Origin of the sequence: Streptomyces sp. NBC_00885, from assembly GCF_045207475.1 — a bacterium.
Lineage (GTDB): Bacteria > Actinomycetota > Actinomycetes > Streptomycetales > Streptomycetaceae > Streptomyces.
In genome coordinates this window covers 6,715,581-6,733,735 of sequence record NZ_CP108796.1, presented here as the reverse complement: position 1 = coordinate 6,733,735, position 18,155 = coordinate 6,715,581, and the positions used below count along the sequence as shown (strand labels likewise).

The window sequence follows — 18,155 nt, the reverse complement described above, 5'->3', positions numbered from 1 at the left end:
CACCGCCCGAACACCATCGAGGAGAGCACCGCATGAGCACCCCCTACCCCTTCACCGCCATCGTCGGGCAGGACGACCTGCGGCTCGCGCTGTTGCTGAACGCCGTCTCGCCGGCCGTCGGCGGTGTGCTCGTGCGCGGTGAGAAGGGGACCGCCAAGTCGACCGCCGTACGCGCCCTTTCCGCGCTGATACCGCAGGTCCCCGTCGTCCCCGGATGCCGGTTCTCCTGCGACCCCGCCTCCCCCGACCCGGCGTGTCCCGACGGGCCTCACGAGGCGGGCGGCGCCGTGGCGCGCCCCGCGCGGATGGTCGAGCTGCCCGTCGGGGCCTCCGAGGACCGGCTCGTCGGCGCGCTCGACATCGAGCGGGCGCTCGCCGAGGGCGTGAAGGCCTTCGAGCCGGGGCTGCTCGCCGACGCGCACCGCGGGATCCTCTACGTCGACGAAGTGAACCTGCTCCACGACCACTTGGTGGACCTGCTGCTCGACGCGGCCGCCATGGGCGCCTCGTACGTCGAGCGTGAAGGCGTTTCGGTACGGCATGCGGCTCGGTTCCTGCTGGTCGGGACGATGAACCCCGAAGAGGGCGAACTGCGGCCGCAGTTGCTGGACCGGTTCGGGCTCACCGTCGAGGTCGCGGCCTCCCGCGAGCCCGACCAGCGGGTCGAGGTGGTGCGCCGCCGCCTCGCGTACGACGACGATCCCGGCGGCTTCGCCGGGCGCTGGGCGGACGACGAGACGGCACTGCGGGCGCGGATCGTGGCCGCGCGGGCGCTGCTGCCCGAGGTGCGGCTCGGCGACGGAGCGCTGCGGCAGATCGCCGCGACCTGCGCGGCCTTCGAGGTCGACGGCATGCGCGCGGACATCGTGATGGCGCGCACAGCCACGGCGCTGGCCGCGTGGGCGGGGCGGAGCGACGTACTGGCCGAGGACGTGCGCCAGGCCGCGCTGCTGGCCCTCCCCCACCGGCGGCGGCGCAATCCCTTCGACGCGCCCGGTCTCGACGAGGACAAGCTCGACGAGACGCTGGAGGAGTTCGGCGACGACGATCCCGACACCGATCCGGACGGGCCGGGCGGGGGTGGCGGGCAGCCGCCGCAGGACGGTCCCGGCACACCGCCGCAGGGCGACGCGGGCCAGGGTGACACTCCCGCCGAGGCGCAGGAGGCCGAGGGGAATCAGCCGCAGGCCGCGGGCAGCGGTGAGCAGCAGGCCGTACGAGCCACGGAGCCGTTCCGTACGAAGGTGCTCAGCGTGCCCGGGCTCGGCGAGGGCGCGGCGGGACGCAGGTCCCGGGCGCGGACCGAGCACGGGCGGACGACGGGAGCCCGGCGGCCCCGAGGGGCGCTCACCAAGCTGCACTTGGCGGCGACCGTGCAGGCGGCCGCCCCGCACCAGCGGGCGCGCGGGCGCAGCGGCCGCGGTCTGGTGGTCCGGCGTGACGACCTGCGGCAGGCCACCCGGGAGGGGCGTGAGGGGAACCTCGTGCTGTTCCTGGTGGACGCCTCGGGTTCGATGGCGGCGCGGCAGCGGATGAGCGCGGTCAAGGGCGCGGTGCTGTCGCTGCTGCTCGACGCGTATCAGCGGCGCGACAAGGTCGGGCTGATCACCTTCCGCGGCAAGGACGCGGAGGTGGCGCTGCCGCCGACCTCGTCGGTGGACGCGGCCGCGGCCCGGCTCGAACTGCTGCCCACGGGTGGCCGGACGCCGCTGGCGGCCGGGCTGCTGCGGGCGCACGACGTCCTGCGCGTGGAGCGTCTGCGCGATCCGGCGCGCCGGCCGCTGCTCGTCGTGGTCACGGACGGCCGCGCGACGGGCGGCGTCGATCCGGTGGCGCTCGCCTCGCGGTCCGCGCGGCTGCACGCCGCCGAGGGCACGGCCTCCGTCGTCGTGGACTGCGAGTCGGGGCCGGTGCGCCTCGGGCTCGCCGGGGAACTCGCCCGTGATCTCGGCGGCACCGCCGTCACCCTGGACGAGCTGCGCGCCGACAGCATCGCCGGACTCGTCAGGGACGTCACCGCAACCAGGAGGGCCGCTTAATGCCGCAGGGACAGCCGACCGTCGTTCCCCAGGACGGGCTCACCACCCGCCAGCGCCGCAACCGGCCGCTGGTGATGGTGCACACCGGCGTCGGCAAGGGGAAGTCGACGGCCGCCTTCGGGATGGCGCTGCGCGCCTGGAACCAGGGCTGGCCGGTCGGGGTGTTCCAGTTCGTCAAGTCCGCGAAGTGGAAGGTCGGCGAGGAGAACGCCCTGAAGGTCCTCGGCGCGAGCGGCGAGGGCGGCAAGGTCGACTGGCACAAGATGGGCGAGGGCTGGTCCTGGATCCAGCGCGCCCCCGCGGACGGCGAGCTGTCGAACGAGGAGAAGGCGCGCGAGGGCTGGGAACAGGTCAAGCGCGACCTGGCCGCCGAGTCGTACAAGTTCTACGTCCTGGACGAGTTCGCGTATCCGATGCACTGGGGCTGGGTGGACCCCGCCGAGGTGATCGAGGTGCTGCGCGACCGCGCCGGCACCCAGCATGTCGTGATCACCGGCCGCAACGCGCCCGCCGAACTCCTCGACTTCGCCGACCTCGTCACCGACATGTCCAAGGTCAAGCACCCGATGGACGCGGGTCAGAAGGGGCAGCGGGGCATCGAGTGGTAGCACGTCTCGTCATCGCCGCGCCGTCGTCGGGCAGCGGCAAGACCACCGTCGCGACGGGCCTGATGGCGGCCTTCGTCGCGGCGGGCCTGACCGTGTCCCCGCACAAGGTCGGCCCGGACTACATAGACCCGGGCTACCACTCGCTCGCGACGGGACGCCCGGGACGCAATCTCGACGCGTACATGTGCGGTACGGAACTGATGGAACCGCTGTTCGCGCACGGCGCCGCGGGGTGCGACGTGGCCGTCGTCGAGGGCGTGATGGGGCTCTACGACGGCGCGGCGGGCGCGGGTGAACTGGCCTCCACGGCCCAGGTGGCGAAGCTGCTGCGGGCACCGGTGGTGCTGGTGGTCGACGCGTCCTCGCAGTCGCGGTCGGTGGCGGCGCTGGTGCACGGTTTCGCGTCGTGGGACCCGCAGGTGCGGATCGGTGGCGTGATCCTCAACAAGGTCGCGTCGGACCGGCACGAGGAGCTGCTGCGGGATGCGCTGGAGGAGTCGGGGGTACCGGTGCTGGGGGTGCTGCGGCGGGTGACTCAGGTTGCCTCGCCGTCGCGGCACCTCGGTCTTGTGCCGGTGGCCGAGCGGCGGGCGGAGGCGGTGGACGCGGTTGCCGCGATGGCCGAACAGGTTCGGCGTGGCTGCGACTTGGAGGGGTTGCTGGGGTTGGCGCGGTCGGCTCCGCGGCTGGGTGCGGCGGCGTGGGACGCGGGTGCCGCCGTCCCCCGGACTCCGTCCGGGGGGACCCCCACCCTCCCCGCTTCTCAAACGCCGGAGGGGCTGAAAAGCAGGCGGCCCGTCGTCGCCGTCGCCGCCGGGCCCGCCTTCACGTTCTCGTACACCGAGCACGCCGAACTCCTCACCGCCGCCGGCGCCGACGTCGTCCCCTTCGACCCCCTGCGGGACGAGCAGCTGCCCACCAACACCGCCGGACTCGTCATCGGCGGTGGATTCCCCGAGGTGTACGCCCCCGAACTGTCCGCCAACGAACCCCTCCGCAAAGCGGTCGCCGACCTCGCGTACTCCGGCGCGCCCCTCGCCGCCGAGTGTGCCGGGCTGCTGTATCTCGCCCGCTCGCTGGACGGGCAGCCGATGTGCGGCGTGCTGGACGCCGAGGCGCGGATGAGTGAGCGGCTGACCCTCGGCTACCGCGAGGCCGTCGCCGTCAGCGACAGCGTCCTCGCCGCGGCCGGGACACGGATGCGCGGGCACGAGTTCCACCGGACCGTCATCGAGCCCGCCGCGGGACCCGACCCCGCCTGGGGCATGCACCGGCCTGAGCGCCGCGTCGAGGGGTTCGTCCAGCGGGGCGTGCATGCGAGCTATCTGCATACGCACTGGGCCTCCGCGCCCGGTGTCGCCCGCCGATTCGTTGAGGGGTGTGCGCGATGAGCAGGCTGATCGGGGTCGGAGTGGGGCCGGGCGACCCGGAGTTGGTGACCGTGAAGGGCGTGCGCGCGCTTCAGGAGGCCGATGTCGTCGTCGTACCGGTGATGGACACGCTGGAGCGGGGCCGCGCCGAGGCGACCGTCCTGCACTACGTCGGCGCCGAGAAGGTCGTGCGGGTCGTCTTCGCGCTCAACGAGCGCACCGACCGGGCCCGTCGTGAGGCCGCCTGGGACGCCGCAGGCGAGCGCGTCGCCGAACTCCTGCGCGCTCATGACGTCGTCTCCTTCGCGACGATCGGCGACCCGAACGTGTACTCCACGTTCACCTATCTCGCGCAAACGATCGGCGAACTGGTCCCGGGGACGGCCGTTCGGACCGTGCCCGGCATCACCGCGATGCAGGATCTGGCGGCCCGCAGCGGCGCGGTCCTGACCGAGGGCACCGAGCCGCTGACCCTGGTGCCGGTGACGGCCGGCGCGGCCGTTCTGAAGGGTGCCCTGGAGGGGCCCGGGACGGTGGTGGCGTACAAGTTCGGGCGGCTGGCCGCCGAGGTGGCGACCGCCCTGCGGGAGACGGGACGTACCGAGGGCGCGGTGTGGGGCTCGGCGCTCGGGCTGCCGGAGGAGTCGATCCGGCCCGCCGCCGAGCTTGCCGAGGGCCCCTTGCCGTATCTGTCGACGCTGATCGCGCCGGCGCCGCGGGACGGCGGCCGTGGGGGCAAGCTGTGAACCCGTCACTCGGACAGGCCGACCACCAGCCAGACGAAGCCGACTCCCCCGGCCGTGCACAGCAGGGTGGAGCGCGCGGGGTGGGCGTGGTGCGCCTCGGGCAGGATTTCGGCCGCGGCGAGGTAGAGCAGAGCGCCGCCGAAGAACCCCAGGTAGCTGCCGAGGAGTTCCTGCGGAAGCGTGAAGAGCAGTGTGGAGGCGGCGCCCGCGACGGGGGCGAGCGCGTCGGCGACGAGCATCGCGAGCGCCTTTTTGCGGGTGTTCCCGTACAGGCTGGTGATCGTGCGCCCCCATGCCACCGCCCACCTGGAAGGCCGCGCCCATCGCGATGCCGTCCATCAGGCTGTGGCCGACCATCGCCGCTGCCGCCGTCAGGCCCACCTGCGGCGCTCTGTCGTCGATGCCGTGTGCCGCCCGGCGCACCGCCAGCAGCCGTTCCACCAGGTGCGCCGCGAGGAAGCCGCCGACGAACAGCAGCAGCGCCTGCGGCACCCCGAACACCTCGTTCCCGGCCGCCTCCAGCGCCTCCGGCAGCAGGTCGAGGCCGACCACGCCGAGCATCAGCCCGCCCGCCAGGCCGAGCACAAGATGGCGGCGGTCGGTCACGCGTCCGGCCGTCCAGCCGCCGAACAGCGTCATGAGGAACGCGCCGAGCGCGACGAACACCGCCATGCGCCCTTGCTAGCGGATTGACCTGCTCCCTGGCACATCAAGGACCACCGGATCCACCCGAATGACACGAGAGGACAGCCGCTCATGGCCGAAGCCGACACCCGCGGGAAGGTGACCTTCGTCGGCGCCGGCCCGGGCGCCGCCGATCTGCTGACGTTCCGGGCCGCGCGCGCCATCGCCGACGCCGACATCGTCATCTGGGCGGCGAGCCTGGTGCAGGCGGACGTCCTCGACCACGCGCGCGAGGGGGTCGAGATCCTCGACTCGGCGGCGATGTCGCTGGAGGACGTCGTCGCGGTGTACGAGCGGGCGTACGAGGGGGACTTGAGGGTCGCCCGTATCCACTCCGGCGACCCGGCGCTGTGGGGCGGTACGCAGGAGCAGCTCGACCGCTGCGTGGAGCTGGGTCTCGCGGTCGAGATCGTGCCCGGTGTCTCGTCGTTCTCGGCGGTCGCCGCGATCGCGCAGCGCGAGCTGACGATCCCGGAGGTCGCGCAGTCGGTGGTCCTGACCCGGCTCGGCGGCGGCAAGACGCCGATGCCGCCGGGCGAGGAGGTACGCGAGTTCGCGCGGCACGGCACGACGATGGCGCTGTTCCTGTCGGCGGCGAGATCCGGCCAGTTGACGCAGGAGCTGCTGGAGGGCGGCTATCCGACGAGTACGCCGGTGGTCGTCGCGTATCAGGCGACGTGGCCCGAGGAGCTGATCCTGCGCTGCACGATCGGCACGCTGGAGGAGACCGTCAAGGAGCACAAGCTCTGGAAGCACACCCTGTTCCTGGTCGGGCCCGCGCTGGCGGCCGCGGGGACGCGTTCGCATCTCTACCACCCGGGTCACTTCCATGGTTTCCGGAAGGCGGATCCGGCCGCCCGCAAGGCACTTCGCGCACAGGGAGCGGCTCAGTGATCGGCCTGATCTCCGCGACGGCGGCGGGTGCCGCCGCCCGCGACCGGCTGGCCGCTGCCTGGCCCGGACGCACCCGGGTGTACGAGGGTCCGGTGGGCCGGTCGGTGGAGGTGGCGTTCGCCGAGTGCGATCAGCTGGTGTGTTTCCTTGCCACGGGCGCGGTCGTGCGGCTGATCGCCCCGCTGCTCGCGGGCAAGTCCGCCGACCCCGGCGTGGTGTGCGTGGACGAGGGGCAGCGGTACGCCGTGTCCCTGCTCGGTGGCCACGGCGGCGGCGCGAACGAGCTGGCGGCGCAGGTCGCGGATGTTCTCGGCTGCGCCCCGGTGGTGACGACGGCGACGGACGCGGCCGACGTTCCCGGTCTGGACACTCTGGGATGGCCGGTGGAGGGCGCGGTCGCGTCGGTGACCCGGGCGGTGCTGGACGGCGAACCGGTGGCCCTGCGGGCCGACGCGGTGTGGCCACTGCCGCCGCTGCCGGGACATGTGGGCGGGGACGGCGAGGTGGTTCTGCGGGTGACGGACCGGGTCGTCGAACCGGGCTCGCGGGAGGCCGTGTTGCGGCCGCCGTCGCTCGTCGTCGGGGTCGGGGCCTCCAAGGACGCACCCCTCGACGAGGTCCTCGGCCTGGTCGAGGAGACCCTGCGCGATGCGGGACTCTCGGCGCGTAGTGTCGCCGCGCTGACGACGGTCGACGCGAAGGCACAGGAGCCGGGGATCGTCGGGGCGGCGGAGCATCTTGGCGTGCCACTGGTGACGTACGCGCCCGAAAAGCTCGCGTCGATCGCCGTGCCGAACCCGTCCGGCGCGCCGCTCGCCGCCGTGGGCACCCCGTCCGTCGCCGAGGCCGCGGCGCTCGCGGAGGGCGGTGAACTCCTCGTCGCGAAGCGGAAGTCGAGCCCCGCGGGCCGGGCCGCGATGGCGACCTGCGCCGTGGTGCGCCGGGCGCCGCGTGGCCGCCTCGCCGTGGTCGGACTCGGTCCCGGCGCCCGCGATCTGCTCACCCCGCGCGCCACGCAGGAGCTGCGCCGCGCCTCCGTCCTGGTCGGGCTCGATCAGTACGTCGACCAGATCCGCGATCTGCTCAGGCCCGGCACCCGGATCGTCGAATCCGGCCTGGGCGCCGAGGAGGAGCGGGCCCGTACGGCCGTCGCCGAGGCCCGCGCCGGTCATGCGGTCGCTCTGATCGGCAGCGGTGACGCGGGCGTGTACGCGATGGCCTCACCGGCGCTCGCCGAGGCGTCCGGCGACATCGACGTGGTGGGCGTGCCGGGGGTGACCGCGGCGCTGGCCGCCGCCGCGATCCTGGGCGCGCCGCTCGGGCACGACCATGTCTCGATCAGCCTCTCGGATCTGCACACGCCGTGGGAGGTCATCGAGCGCCGGGTGCGGGCTGCGGCACAGGCGGACATCGTCGTGACCTTCTACAACCCCCGTAGCCGCGGGCGTGACTGGCAGCTTCCCAAGGCGCTGTCGATCCTCTCGGAGCACCGCGATCCGGGCACACCCACAGGTGTCGTACGCAACGCGTCCCGGCCGGACGAATCCAGCCGCGTCACCACACTGGCGGGACTGGATCCGGCGACGGTGGACATGATGACGGTCGTGACGGTCGGCAACACGGCGACGCGAGAGGTCGCGGGCCGCATGGTGACCCCGCGGGGCTACCGCTGGCAGTCATGATCACGCACGTCACGACCAAGCACGTCACGATCGCGCACGCCATGAAATCGCATGTTCCGAGGACGGGTCCCCGCCGTACCCTCGCCGCAACCGTCGCCACGCGGAATGCTCTGCCGTACCACCCCCATTCCAAGGAGATTGCGTGACCACCCCGCCCGCACTGCTCATCGCCGGTCACGGCACCCGTGACGAAGCCGGGGCCGAGGCCTTCCGTGACTTCGTACGGGAGCTGGGGCGGCGCCGGCCCGAACTCCCCGTCGGGGGCGGCTTCATCGAGCTGTCCCCGCCGCCCCTCGGCGAGGCCGTCGCCGAACTGGTCGAGCGGGGAGTGACCCGCTTCGCCGCGGTGCCGCTGATGCTGGTGTCCGCGGGGCATGCCAAGGGCGACATCCCGGCCGCGCTGGCCCGCGAGCGGGAGCGCCACCCCCAGATCTCGTACACCTACGGCCGTCCGCTGGGCCCGCACCCCTCGCTGCTGCGCGTCCTGGAGCGGCGGCTGGACGAGGCGCTGGGCTCCGCGACCCGCAGGCCCGGGGACCGCGCGGATGTGACGGTGCTGCTGGTGGGCCGCGGTTCGACCGATCCGGACGCCAACGCCGAGGTGCACAAGGCGGCCAGGCTGCTGTGGGAGGGGCGCGGGTACGCGGGCGTGGAGACCGCGTTCGTCTCGCTCGCCGCGCCCGATGTTCCCAGCGGTCTGGACCGGTGCGTGAAGCTGGGCGCCCGGCGGATCGTGGTGCTGCCGTACTTCCTGTTCACCGGGATTCTGCCGGACCGGGTGCGTCAGCAGACGCAGGGCTGGGCGGAGGCGCACCCCGGCGTGGAGGTCGTCTCGGCCGATGTGATCGGCCCGACCGAGGAGTTGCTCGACCTGGTGCTCGACCGCTACCGCGAGGCCGTCGAAGGCGACATCCGGATGAACTGCGACTCGTGCGTCTACCGGATCGCGATGCCGGGCTTCGAGGACAAGGTCGGTGCTCCGCAGCGGCCGCACTTCCACCCCTCCGACGACGGCCACGGCCACGGCCCACGTCACGACCAACACGGCAGCCATGCACACGCACACTGACGCACACGACCTGCGCCACCACGGTGACGCGGAGGTACGGGACGCCGGTCTCATCGACCTCGCGGTCAATGTCCGCACCGGGACTCCCCCGGACTGGCTCCGCGCGCGCATCGCGGACTCGCTGACCGGACTCGCCGCGTATCCGGACGGACGGGCGGCACGGGCGGCGGTCGCGCGGCGCCACGGGCTGCCGGTGGAGCGGGTGCTGCTGACGGCGGGGGCGGCAGAGGCGTTCGTTCTGCTCGCGCGCGCCCTGAAGGTACGTCACCCGTTGGTCGTGCACCCGCAGTTCACGGAGCCGGAAGCGGCGCTGCGGGACGCGGGGCACGAGGTGGCGCGGCTGCTGCTGCGCGAGGAGGACGGCTTCCGGCTCGATCCGGCGGCCGTGCCCGAGACGGCGGACCTGGTGATCATCGGCAATCCCACCAACCCCACGTCCGTACTGCACCCGGCCGACGACATCGCCGAACTCGCCCGCCCCGGGCGGCTGCTGGTGGTGGACGAGGCCTTCATGGACGCGGTGCCGGACGAGCCCGAGGCGCTGGCGGGCCGGACCGACATCCCGGGGCTTGTGGTGCTGCGCAGCCTCACCAAGACCTGGGGGCTCGCGGGCTTGCGCATCGGGTACGTGCTGGCGGATGCCGACACGATCGCAGCGCTGGAGCGTGCGCAGCCGCTGTGGCCGGTGTCGACGCCCGCGCTGGCGGCGGCCGAGGCGTGCATGGAGCCCGCCGCTCTCAAGGAGGCGGAGCAGGCGGCGCAGTTGCTTGCGACGGAGCGGGCGCATCTGCTGGCGGGGCTCGCGGAGTTCGACGAGGTACGGGTGGTGGCGTCGGCTCAGGGCCCGTTCGTCCTGGCCCACGTCCGCCGCGGCGCCGAGGTCCGCGTACGCCTGCGCGCCCTGGGCTTCGCGGCCCGCCGCGGCGACACGTTCCCGGGCCTGGGCCCCGGCTGGCTGCGGCTGGCGGTCCGCGACCGGGCGACGACGAACCGCTTCCTGCAGGCGCTGGACCAGGCGTTGACGGTGGTGGGGGGGTAGGGGGGTGCGGGGTGCGAGGGCGCCTGCGGCGGGCCTGTTCCCCACCCCGCCCTTCCCGAACTGGGGCTCCGCCCCAGACCCCTTGCGGGGGCTCCGCCCCCGAACCCCCGCACCCGCTTCGCGGCGCGAACTTGGGGCAAGCCCCAGACCCCGTATGCGACCTTCGGCCGCATGTTCTCAATCGCCGGACGGGCTGGATGTGCGGCCGAGCGGCACATCCAGCCTCGCCGGCGTTTGAGGCGTGGTCTCGGACGCGAAACTCAGCCCCGCCGGCGTTTGAGGCGCGGGGGTCCGGGGGCGGAGCCCCCGCACGGGGTTCGGGGCGAAGCCCCGTCGGGGGGCTGGGGGCCTGCCCCCAGTTCGGGATGGGGGTACCTCCCACGGCCGCCAGGCCGTAGGGGGAGGGCGGGTCGGGGAACAAGCCCCGCCGCAGGCGGACCCCCTCAGCCGATCACCCTCCCGTTCAGCACCACCCGCCGCGGCCCCGCCAGCACCCTCACATCCGCCCGCGGGTCCTCCTCGTACACCACCAGGTCCGCCGGTGCGCCCTCCTCCAGCACCGGGCGGCCCAGCCACTCGCGCGCGCCCCAGGTCGTCGCCGACAGCGCCTGGATCGGCGGGATGCCCGCCTTCACCAGTTCGGCAACCTCCGCCGCGACCAGACCGTGGGCCAGCGAGCCGCCCGCGTCCGTGCCGACGAAGACCGGGATGCCGGCGTCGTAGGCCGCGCGCACGGTGTCGTAACGGTTCTCGTGCAGCCGCCGCATATGGGCGGACCACTTCGGGAACCTGGACTCGCCGCCCGCCGCGAGCGCCGGGAACGTGGCGATGTTGACGAGGGTCGGCACGATCGCGACGCCCCGCTCGGCGAACAGCGGGATCGTGTCCTCGGTCAGCCCGGTGGCGTGCTCGATGCAGTCGATGCCCGCCTCGACGAGGTCCCTCAGCGAGTCCTCGGCGAAGCAGTGCGCGGTCACCCGGGCGCCGAGCCGGTGCGCCTCGGCGATCGCCGCCTCGACGGCCTCCCGCGGCCAGCAGGCGGTCAGATCGCCGGCGTCCCGGTCGATCCAGTCGCCGACGAGCTTGACCCAGCCGTCGCCGCGACGGGCCTCCTGGGCGACGTAGGCGACCAGGTCGTCCGGCTCGATCTCGTGGGCGAAGTTACGGATGTAGCGCCGGGTGCGTGCGATGTGACGGCCGGCCCGGATGATCTTCGGCAGGTCCTCGCGGTCGTCGATCCAGCGGGTGTCGGCCGGGGATCCGGCGTCGCGGATGAGCAGCGTGCCCGCGTCCCGGTCGGTGAGCGCCTGTTTCTCGCTGGTCGCCTCGTCCACTGCGCCATGGTGGTCGAGCCCGACATGGCAGTGCGCGTCGACCAGCCCGGGCAGCGCCCAGCCGCGCACGGTGACGGCCTCGGCGCGCGGCCGTTCGTACGAGATACGGCCGTCGACCACCCAGAGCTCGTCCTTCACCTCCTCGGGTCCGACGAGCACCCGCCCCTTCACATGCAGCACCGTCTGATCGCTCATACGAGCACTGTACGAGGCTCACGCGCCGCGTGGCCCGGCAGTGGGGACAGCGGTGAACGACATTTCCCCGGACAGCAAAGTCGGCGTTAATTCGAAATTCCGGAAGCTGCTTTATTACGGGCAGCTTCCCGTATTCGTCTGCCCCCGTTTCCCGAGACTAAACACCAAGATTTCGTCAGGGTCGAAGGCCGTAATTCGGACGGGTCTCACGGTGGTTACGGATATGTGACCGACTCCACAAGCCCACCCGATTCGCCCCTTATTTGCCGAACAAATCGTCCGAAAAGTCCACCGGGCGACCGCGGTGTCCGCGCCCGCGCGATAACACAGCCGAGCGCTTCACCCAACCCCTTACCTCAATGCATTTTCGAAATTAGCTGGGTAAATTTCCTCGACATGACCGCCGCACAAGAAGACCTTGTACGAGCCAACCCCCAGAGCGAATTCACGGAGATCGACACCCCACGAGTGGAGGACGGAGCCGCGATCTGGCGCATCGCCCGCGATTCCGAGGTCCTGGACCTCAACTCCTCGTACAGCTATCTGCTGTGGTGTCGCGACTTCGCGGCCACCTCCCTGGTGGCGCGCGGCGCCGACGGCGAGCCCATCGCCTTCGTCACCGGTTATGTACGCCCCGACCGCCCCGAGGCTCTGGTCGTCTGGCAGGTCGCCGTCGACCACGCGCACCGGGGCCGGGGACTGGCCGGTGTGCTGCTCGACGCGCTGACCGCGAGAGTGACCGCAGGGCGCGGGGTGCGGGAGGTCGAGACGACCGTCACGCCCGACAACACCGCGTCCGACCGGCTGTTCACCTCGTACGCGAAGCGCCACGACGCGCCCCTTGCCCGCGAAGTCCTCTTCGACGGCGGGCTGTTTCCCGAGGGAACGCACCAGCCGGAAGTCCTGTACCGCATCGGCCCCTTCTCCGCCTGACACCCCCCCACACCTGGAGACTTGCTGTGACCATCACCCCGCCCGCCCTGAGTGTCTTCGAGACCCTGGAGTCCGAGGTGCGCAGCTACTGCCGCGGCTGGCCCGCCGTGTTCGACCGTGCGCAGGGCAGCTACCTCCACGACGAGGACGGCCACACCTACCTCGACTTCTTCGCCGGCGCCGGATCACTCAACTACGGCCACAACAACCCGGTGCTGAAACGCGCGCTGATCGACTACATCGAGCGCGACGGCATCACCCACGGCCTGGACATGGCCACGGCGGCCAAGCGCGCCTTCCTGGAGTCGTTCCAGAACGTGGTCCTGCGGCCGCGCGACCTGCCGTACAAGGTCATGTTCCCCGGCCCGACCGGCACCAACGCCGTCGAGTCGGCGCTCAAGCTGGCCCGCAAGGTGAAGGGACGCGAGTCCGTCGTCTCCTTCACCAACGCCTTCCACGGCATGTCGCTCGGCTCGCTCGCCGTCACCGGCAACGCCTTCAAGCGGGCCGGCGCAGGCATCCCGCTGGTGCACGGCACGCCCATGCCCTTCGACAACTACTTCGACGGCCAGGTCCCGGACTTCCTCTGGTTCGAGCGTCTGCTGGAGGACCAGGGCTCCGGCCTCAACAAGCCCGCCGCCGTCATCGTCGAGACCGTGCAGGGCGAGGGCGGCATCAATGTCGCCCGGCCCGAGTGGCTGCGCGCGCTCCAGGAGCTGTGCCACCGCCAGGACATGCTCCTGATCGTCGACGACATCCAGATGGGCTGCGGCCGCACCGGTGGTTTCTTCTCCTTCGAGGAGGCGGGCATCACGCCGGACATCGTCACCCTGTCGAAGTCCATCAGCGGCTACGGACTGCCCATGGCCCTCTGCCTGTTCAAGCCGGAGCTGGACATCTGGGAGCCGGGCGAGCACAACGGCACCTTCCGCGGCAACAACCCCGCATTCGTCACCGCGGCCGCCGCGCTGGAGACCTACTGGGCCGACGGCCAGATGGAGAAGCAGACCCTCGCCCGCGGCGAGCAGGTCGAGCAGGCACTGCTGGCCATCCTCGCCGAGAGCCCCGAGGACGGGGTGAGCTTCAGGGGCCGCGGTCTGGTGTGGGGCCTGGAGTTCGCGGACAAGTCGCGCGCCACCGCGATCTGCGCCCGCGCCTTCGAGCTGGGACTGCTGCTGGAGACCTCGGGCCCGGAGGGCGAAGTGGTCAAACTCCTGCCCGCGCTCACGGTCTCGCCCGATGAGCTCGACGAGGGCCTTCGCATCCTGGCCCGGTCCGTGCGCGAGACCGCCTGACACCCCGTACGAGAGAGGCAACGACTCACCGTGATCGTCCGATCGTTCAAGGACATCGAGAACACCGATCGCCATGTGAAGGCCGCTTCCGGCACCTGGGAGAGCAAGCGCATCGTGCTCGCCAAGGAGAGGGTCGGCTTCTCGCTCCACGAGACCACGCTCTACGCGGGTACGGAGACGTCGATGTGGTACGCGAACCACATCGAGGCCGTGCTCTGTGTCGAGGGCGAGGCCGAGCTCACCAACGACGAGACGGGCGAGACCCACTGGATCGAGCCCGGCACGATGTATCTGCTGGACGGCCATGAGCGCCACACCATGCGTCCCAAGACCGATTTCCGCTGTGTCTGCGTCTTCAACCCGCCCGTCACCGGACGGGAGGACCACGACGAGAACGGCGTCTATCCGCTGCTGACCGAGTCCGAGGAGGGCTGAGAAATGACCACCGCCGCTGTACGCGCCGACCTGTACCCGACCCGTGGCGTGGGCGAGGTGATGACCCCGCGCCAGGACCCGGTCGTCTGGTCCGCACCCGGCGCGCCGGGGCCGATCGTCCCGTCCGAGCTGATGGGCTTCGAGCGGGACGGCTTCCTGACGGTCGACGAGCTGATCTCGCAGGACGAAGTCGTCCTGTACCGCGGCGAGTTGGACCGGCTGATCGCCGATCCCGCCGTACGGGCGGATGAGCGCTCGATCATCGAGCCGAAGTCGAGGGACGTACGCTCGGTCTTCGAGGTGCACCGGCTCAGCGAGCTCTTCGCCTCGCTGGTGCGCGACGAGCGGGTGGTGGGCAGGGCCCGGCAGATCCTCGGTTCCGACGTGTATGTCCACCAGTCCCGGATCAACGTGAAGCCGGGCTTCGGCGCCTCGGGCTTCTACTGGCACTCGGACTTCGAGACCTGGCACGCCGAGGACGGACTGCCGAACATGCGCACCGTCTCGGTCTCGATCGCCCTGACCGAGAACCGTGACACCAACGGCGGGCTGATGATCATGCCCGGCTCGCACAAGTCGTTCCTGGGCTGCGCGGGCGAGACGCCGAAGGACAACTACAAGAAGTCGCTGCAGATGCAGGACGCGGGCACCCCGTCGCACGCGGCGCTGACCCGCTTCGCCGACCGGCACGGCATCCGGCTGTTCACCGGCCGGGCCGGGTCCGCGACCTGGTTCGACTGCAACTGCATGCACGGCTCCGGGGACAACATCACCCCGTATCCGCGCAGCAATGTCTTCATCGTCTTCAACAGCGTGGAGAACGCGGCTCAGGAGCCCTTCGCGGCGCCGGTGCCGCGGCCCTCCTTCATCGGTGCGCGCGACTTCACACCGGTGCGCTGACCGTACGACCCGTGCGCTGATCTCGGCACGGCACGAGGGCGGGGCCGGTCCGATGGGACCGGCCCCGCCCTCGTGCCGTGCCGGGTTTTAGTTCGCGCTCAGCGCCGGGTAGTCGATGTAGCCCTTGTCGTCGCCGCCGAAGAAGGAGGCGGTGTCCGGGGTGTTGTACGGGCCCTCGGACTTGAGCCTGACCGGCAGGTCGGGGTTGGCCAGGAACAGCGCGCCGAAGGCGAGGATGTCCGCGGTCCCGTCCTCGATCAGCCCGAGCGCCGCGTGGTCGGTCGGGCCCTCGGTCGCCGGGTTGAGGATCAGGGTGCCGCTGAACTTCTCGCGCAGCTCCAGCGTGATCTCCCGGTATCCGGGGACCATCTCGACGATGTGCAGATAGCCGATGCCCAGCGGCTCGATCTTGTTGATCAGGGCGGGGTACACGGCCTCGGTGTCGGTCTCGGCGATGTCGTTGTACGCGTTGCCGGGAGAGACGCGCAGTCCGGTCCGCTCCGGGCCGATCGCCTCGGCCACGGCCTTGGTCACCTCGACGGCGAAGCGGATGCGGTTCTCGACGGAGCCGCCCCACTCGTCGGTGCGCAGATTGGTGTTGGGGGCCAGGAACTGGTGGATGAGATAACCATTGGCGCCGTGCAGCTCGACACCGTCGAAGCCGGCGGCGACGGCGTTACGGGCCGCCTCGACGAACTCCTCGATGATGGCCGGGATTTCGTCGGCGCCCAGCTCGCGCGGGGCGATGAAGTCCTTGGGTCCCTCGTGCGTGTACAGCTGCCCGGCGGGGGCGACGGCCGAGGGCGCCACACTGACCAGTTCCTGGTCCGGCCAGAGCACCGGGTGGCCGATGCGTCCGGCGTGCATGATCTGGGCGAAGATCTTGCCGCCCTTGGCGTGCACGGCGTCGGTGACCTTGCGCCAGGCGGCGACCTGCTCGTCGGTGTGCAGACCGGGAGTATTCGGGTACCCCTGGCCGAGTACGGAGGGCTGGATGCCCTCGGTGACGATCAGCCCGGCCGATGCGCGCTGGCTGTAGTACTCGACGGTGGACTCAGTGACCGTGAGGCCGTCGCCGTACGCGCGGCTGCGGGTCATCGGCGCCATGGCGATGCGGTTCGCGAGCTGCGTGCCGGACAGTTCTACGGGGTCGAACGCGGTGGTCATGGGTACTCCCAGAGAGTTATATGGTCGGCCAAGTATTGTCGCCGGATGCCACTGTAGACCATTAATTGGCCGACCAAGGTAAAATTCTCGGAGACACTGTCCATGTGACAGTCGCACCCTTGCCGAGGAGGCCCCGATGACGCCCGAGACCGCGGCCGATCCCGTCTGTACCGAGTCGCCCGAGACCGCGGCCGATGACGTCTGCACCGGGTCGCTGCCGACCGTCGCGCTCGGCGGGCCCGTCAGCCTCGCCGTCTCCCGGGTCGCCCGGCTGCACCGCATGGCGGCGGGCAAGCTGCTACGGGGAGCCGGGCTCTACCCGGGGCAGGAACTGGTCATGATGCATCTGTGGGACGCCGGCGCCGTGCGCCAGTCGGAGCTGATCAAGGCCGTCGAGCTCGACCCGTCCACCGTGACCAAGATGCTCCAGCGACTGGAACAGGCCGGACACGTCCGCCGCCGCCCCGACCCCTGCGACCGGCGCGCGGTGCTCGTCGAGGCGACCCAGGACAGCTGCGGCCTGCACTCCGCGGTCCAGGCGGCCTGGGCGAACCTGGAGGAGCACACCCTCGCCGGGCTCGACCCCGACGAGCGCCGTGAGCTGACCCGGCTCCTCGGGAAGGTCGAGGGGAATCTCTGCACGGAGACCGCGGACTGCCCCGGCCGGTCTCAGCCGGACAGCACGTCCAGCGCCCAGTCGACGTCGGCGGCCGTGTTGTAGAGATGGAAGGCGGCGCGCAGATTGCCCGCCCGCTCCGAGACGATCACTCCCGCTTCAGCAAGACCGGGGACCCGGTCGCCGATCCCCGGCACGGCCACGATCGCCGAATCGCCGGGCACCGGCCGGTGCCCGAGCTCCGTCAGGCCGTCCCTGAACCGCCGGGCGAGCGCCGTGTCATACGCGTGTACGGCGTCGATGCCGGTCTCTTCGAGCAGCGCGAGGGACTCCTTGGCGCCGTGGTACGAGAGGAATGCGGGCGGTTCGTCGAACCGGCGGGCCGAGTGGGCCAGTTCCTCGATCGGCCCGTAGGTGGTGGCCCACAGATCCTCGGCGGCGAAGGTCCCGGCGTGGATCGGCACCAGGGTCTCCTGGGCCTCCTCGGTCACGGTCAGGAACGAGACACCGCGCGGGCAGAGCAGAAACTTGAAGGCGCCGGTGACCGTGAAGTCCCAGGCGGCCGCGTCCAGCGGCAGCCAGCCCGCCGACTGGCTGGCGTCGACGAGCGTACGGGCCCCGTGCGCGGCCGCGGCGGCACGGATGGCGGGCATGTCGGCGACCCTGCCGTCCGAGGACTGTACCGAGGAGAACGCCACCATCGAGGTGCCAGGACCCACCGCGTCGGCCAGCTGCTCCAGCGGGGCGTAGCGCACCTTGAGATCGCCGCGCACGGTGAAGGGCGTGATGACCGAGGCGTACTCCCCCTCCGGGAAGAGGACTTCAGCGCCGGGGTGGAGTGAGGACGCGATCAGCCCGACATGCACCGAGACCGAACCTCCGACGGCGACGCGCCCCTCGTCCACACCGCTCAGCCGGGCGAAGGACTGCCTGGCGGCGGTCACCTCCGACCATTCACCGGCGCCGCCCGGACGCCCTGCCGCGAGCTCGTCGGCGAGCAGCTTCACCGCCTCGACGGTCCGGCGCGGCAGCAGCCCGCCGGTGGAGGTGTTCAGATACGTCGTCTGCGGCGCGAACTCGGCGCCACCCAAGGTCTCCATGAGATCACCCTGCGGCGCCCTCAACGCCAGGTCAATCGCGAATCGTTGA

General features: G+C 71.6%; 16 protein-coding genes and 1 pseudogene. 13 read left to right on the top strand and 4 right to left on the bottom strand.

Annotation, left to right across the window (positions count from 1 at the left end):
• Positions 1–32 precede the first annotated feature (32 nt).
• Genes OHA61_RS30520 through cobI form a run of 4 tightly spaced genes read left to right on the top strand, consistent with a single transcriptional unit; the run spans position 33 to position 4,763 of the window.
• Entirely contained in the window at positions 33–2,039 is a 2,007-nt protein-coding gene (locus OHA61_RS30520; protein ID WP_406305732.1) for a putative cobaltochelatase, read from the top strand.
• Complete coding sequence (cobO, locus tag OHA61_RS30515) at positions 2,039–2,647, top strand: cob(I)yrinic acid a,c-diamide adenosyltransferase (protein WP_406305731.1); 609 nt, start codon at positions 2,039–2,041, stop codon at positions 2,645–2,647. Before OHA61_RS30520 ends, cobO begins: the two co-directional genes overlap by 1 nt.
• Positions 2,641–4,038 carry a cobyrinate a,c-diamide synthase gene (locus OHA61_RS30510; protein ID WP_406305730.1) on the top strand — a complete coding sequence of 466 codons (1,398 nt, stop codon included), beginning with the start codon at positions 2,641–2,643 and terminating at the stop codon, positions 4,036–4,038. Before cobO ends, OHA61_RS30510 begins: the two co-directional genes overlap by 7 nt.
• Positions 4,035–4,763: a precorrin-2 C(20)-methyltransferase gene (gene cobI / locus OHA61_RS30505; protein ID WP_406305729.1), complete on the top strand. Its 729-nt coding sequence runs from the start codon at positions 4,035–4,037 to the stop codon at positions 4,761–4,763. Before OHA61_RS30510 ends, cobI begins: the two co-directional genes overlap by 4 nt.
• A 5-nt stretch (positions 4,764–4,768) precedes the next feature.
• Here the strand turns inward: cobI and OHA61_RS30500 are convergent.
• Positions 4,769–5,435, bottom strand: a pseudogene (locus OHA61_RS30500) (ZIP family metal transporter).
• A gap of 84 nt (positions 5,436–5,519) precedes the next feature.
• Between OHA61_RS30500 and cobM the strand changes: the two are divergent.
• The 4 genes from cobM (at position 5,520) to cobC (ending at position 10,131) form a co-directional block, all read left to right on the top strand.
• On the top strand, positions 5,520–6,341 hold the full coding sequence (gene cobM / locus OHA61_RS30495) for a precorrin-4 C(11)-methyltransferase (RefSeq protein WP_406305728.1): 822 nt from the start codon (positions 5,520–5,522) through the stop codon (positions 6,339–6,341).
• Positions 6,338–8,023, top strand: coding sequence for a precorrin-3B C(17)-methyltransferase (gene cobJ / locus OHA61_RS30490; RefSeq protein WP_406305727.1), 1,686 nt, complete (start codon positions 6,338–6,340; stop codon positions 8,021–8,023). Before cobM ends, cobJ begins: the two co-directional genes overlap by 4 nt.
• Positions 8,024–8,165: 142 nt before the next feature.
• Positions 8,166–9,092 (top strand): sirohydrochlorin chelatase, encoded by a 927-nt coding sequence (locus tag OHA61_RS30485; RefSeq protein ID WP_406305726.1) that lies wholly within the window; start codon positions 8,166–8,168, stop codon positions 9,090–9,092.
• The gene (gene cobC / locus OHA61_RS30480) at positions 9,076–10,131 is read left to right on the top strand and encodes an Rv2231c family pyridoxal phosphate-dependent protein CobC (RefSeq protein ID WP_406305725.1); all 1,056 of its coding nucleotides are present in this window, start codon (positions 9,076–9,078) and stop codon (positions 10,129–10,131) included. The genes OHA61_RS30485 and cobC overlap by 17 nt, the downstream gene beginning before the upstream one ends.
• Positions 10,132–10,574: 443 nt before the next feature.
• On the opposite strand, the gene OHA61_RS30475 is transcribed toward cobC, so the two are convergent.
• Positions 10,575–11,660, bottom strand: a complete 1,086-nt coding sequence (locus OHA61_RS30475; RefSeq protein ID WP_406305723.1) for an amidohydrolase family protein — start codon at positions 11,658–11,660, stop codon at positions 10,575–10,577.
• Positions 11,661–12,056: 396 nt separating this feature from the next.
• Here OHA61_RS30475 and ectA point away from each other — a divergent pair, with 396 nt between their 5' ends.
• Genes ectA through thpD form a run of 4 tightly spaced genes read left to right on the top strand, consistent with a single transcriptional unit; the run spans position 12,057 to position 15,223 of the window.
• The gene (gene ectA / locus OHA61_RS30470) at positions 12,057–12,593 is read left to right on the top strand and encodes a diaminobutyrate acetyltransferase (protein WP_324990165.1); all 537 of its coding nucleotides are present in this window, start codon (positions 12,057–12,059) and stop codon (positions 12,591–12,593) included.
• 26 nt (positions 12,594–12,619) lie between these two features.
• Positions 12,620–13,888 carry a diaminobutyrate--2-oxoglutarate transaminase gene (gene ectB / locus OHA61_RS30465; protein WP_324990167.1) on the top strand — a complete coding sequence of 423 codons (1,269 nt, stop codon included), beginning with the start codon at positions 12,620–12,622 and terminating at the stop codon, positions 13,886–13,888.
• Positions 13,889–13,918: 30 nt separating this feature from the next.
• Positions 13,919–14,323, top strand: a complete 405-nt coding sequence (locus OHA61_RS30460; protein WP_406305722.1) for an ectoine synthase — start codon at positions 13,919–13,921, stop codon at positions 14,321–14,323.
• A gap of 3 nt (positions 14,324–14,326) precedes the next feature.
• The gene (thpD, locus tag OHA61_RS30455) at positions 14,327–15,223 is read left to right on the top strand and encodes an ectoine hydroxylase (RefSeq protein ID WP_406305721.1); all 897 of its coding nucleotides are present in this window, start codon (positions 14,327–14,329) and stop codon (positions 15,221–15,223) included.
• 87 nt (positions 15,224–15,310) lie between these two features.
• On the opposite strand, the gene OHA61_RS30450 is transcribed toward thpD, so the two are convergent.
• Complete coding sequence (locus OHA61_RS30450) at positions 15,311–16,390, bottom strand: alkene reductase (protein ID WP_406305720.1); 1,080 nt, start codon at positions 16,388–16,390, stop codon at positions 15,311–15,313.
• 136 nt (positions 16,391–16,526) lie between these two features.
• Between OHA61_RS30450 and OHA61_RS30445 the strand changes: the two genes are divergently transcribed.
• A complete protein-coding gene (locus OHA61_RS30445) occupies positions 16,527–17,111 on the top strand; it encodes a MarR family winged helix-turn-helix transcriptional regulator (RefSeq protein WP_406305719.1) in 585 nt (194 codons plus the stop codon).
• On the opposite strand, the gene OHA61_RS30440 is transcribed toward OHA61_RS30445, so the two are convergent.
• Positions 17,060–18,106: an aminotransferase class V-fold PLP-dependent enzyme gene (locus OHA61_RS30440; RefSeq protein WP_406305718.1), complete on the bottom strand. Its 1,047-nt coding sequence runs from the start codon at positions 18,104–18,106 to the stop codon at positions 17,060–17,062. The two genes, OHA61_RS30445 and OHA61_RS30440, sit on opposite strands and share 52 nt — an antisense overlap.
• Positions 18,107–18,155: the final 49 nt, after the last annotated feature.

Bases quoted from the DNA above. Each gene is read 5' to 3' on its own strand.
- OHA61_RS30520 (WP_406305732.1), top strand. From the start codon at position 33: ATGAGCACCCCCTACCCCTTCACCGCCATCGTCGGGCAGGACGACCTG.
- cobO (WP_406305731.1), top strand. From the start codon at position 2,039: ATGCCGCAGGGACAGCCGACCGTCGTTCCCCAGGACGGGCTCACCACC.
- cobI (WP_406305729.1), top strand. From the start codon at position 4,035: ATGAGCAGGCTGATCGGGGTCGGAGTGGGGCCGGGCGACCCGGAGTTG.
- cobM (WP_406305728.1), top strand. From the start codon at position 5,520: ATGGCCGAAGCCGACACCCGCGGGAAGGTGACCTTCGTCGGCGCCGGC.
- cobC (WP_406305725.1), top strand. From the start codon at position 9,076: ATGCACACGCACACTGACGCACACGACCTGCGCCACCACGGTGACGCG.
- OHA61_RS30475 (WP_406305723.1), bottom strand. From the start codon at position 11,660: ATGAGCGATCAGACGGTGCTGCATGTGAAGGGGCGGGTGCTCGTCGGA.
- ectA (WP_324990165.1), top strand. From the start codon at position 12,057: ATGACCGCCGCACAAGAAGACCTTGTACGAGCCAACCCCCAGAGCGAA.
- thpD (WP_406305721.1), top strand. From the start codon at position 14,327: ATGACCACCGCCGCTGTACGCGCCGACCTGTACCCGACCCGTGGCGTG.
- OHA61_RS30450 (WP_406305720.1), bottom strand. From the start codon at position 16,390: ATGACCACCGCGTTCGACCCCGTAGAACTGTCCGGCACGCAGCTCGCG.
- OHA61_RS30445 (WP_406305719.1), top strand. From the start codon at position 16,527: ATGACGCCCGAGACCGCGGCCGATCCCGTCTGTACCGAGTCGCCCGAG.
- OHA61_RS30440 (WP_406305718.1), bottom strand. From the start codon at position 18,106: ATGGAGACCTTGGGTGGCGCCGAGTTCGCGCCGCAGACGACGTATCTG.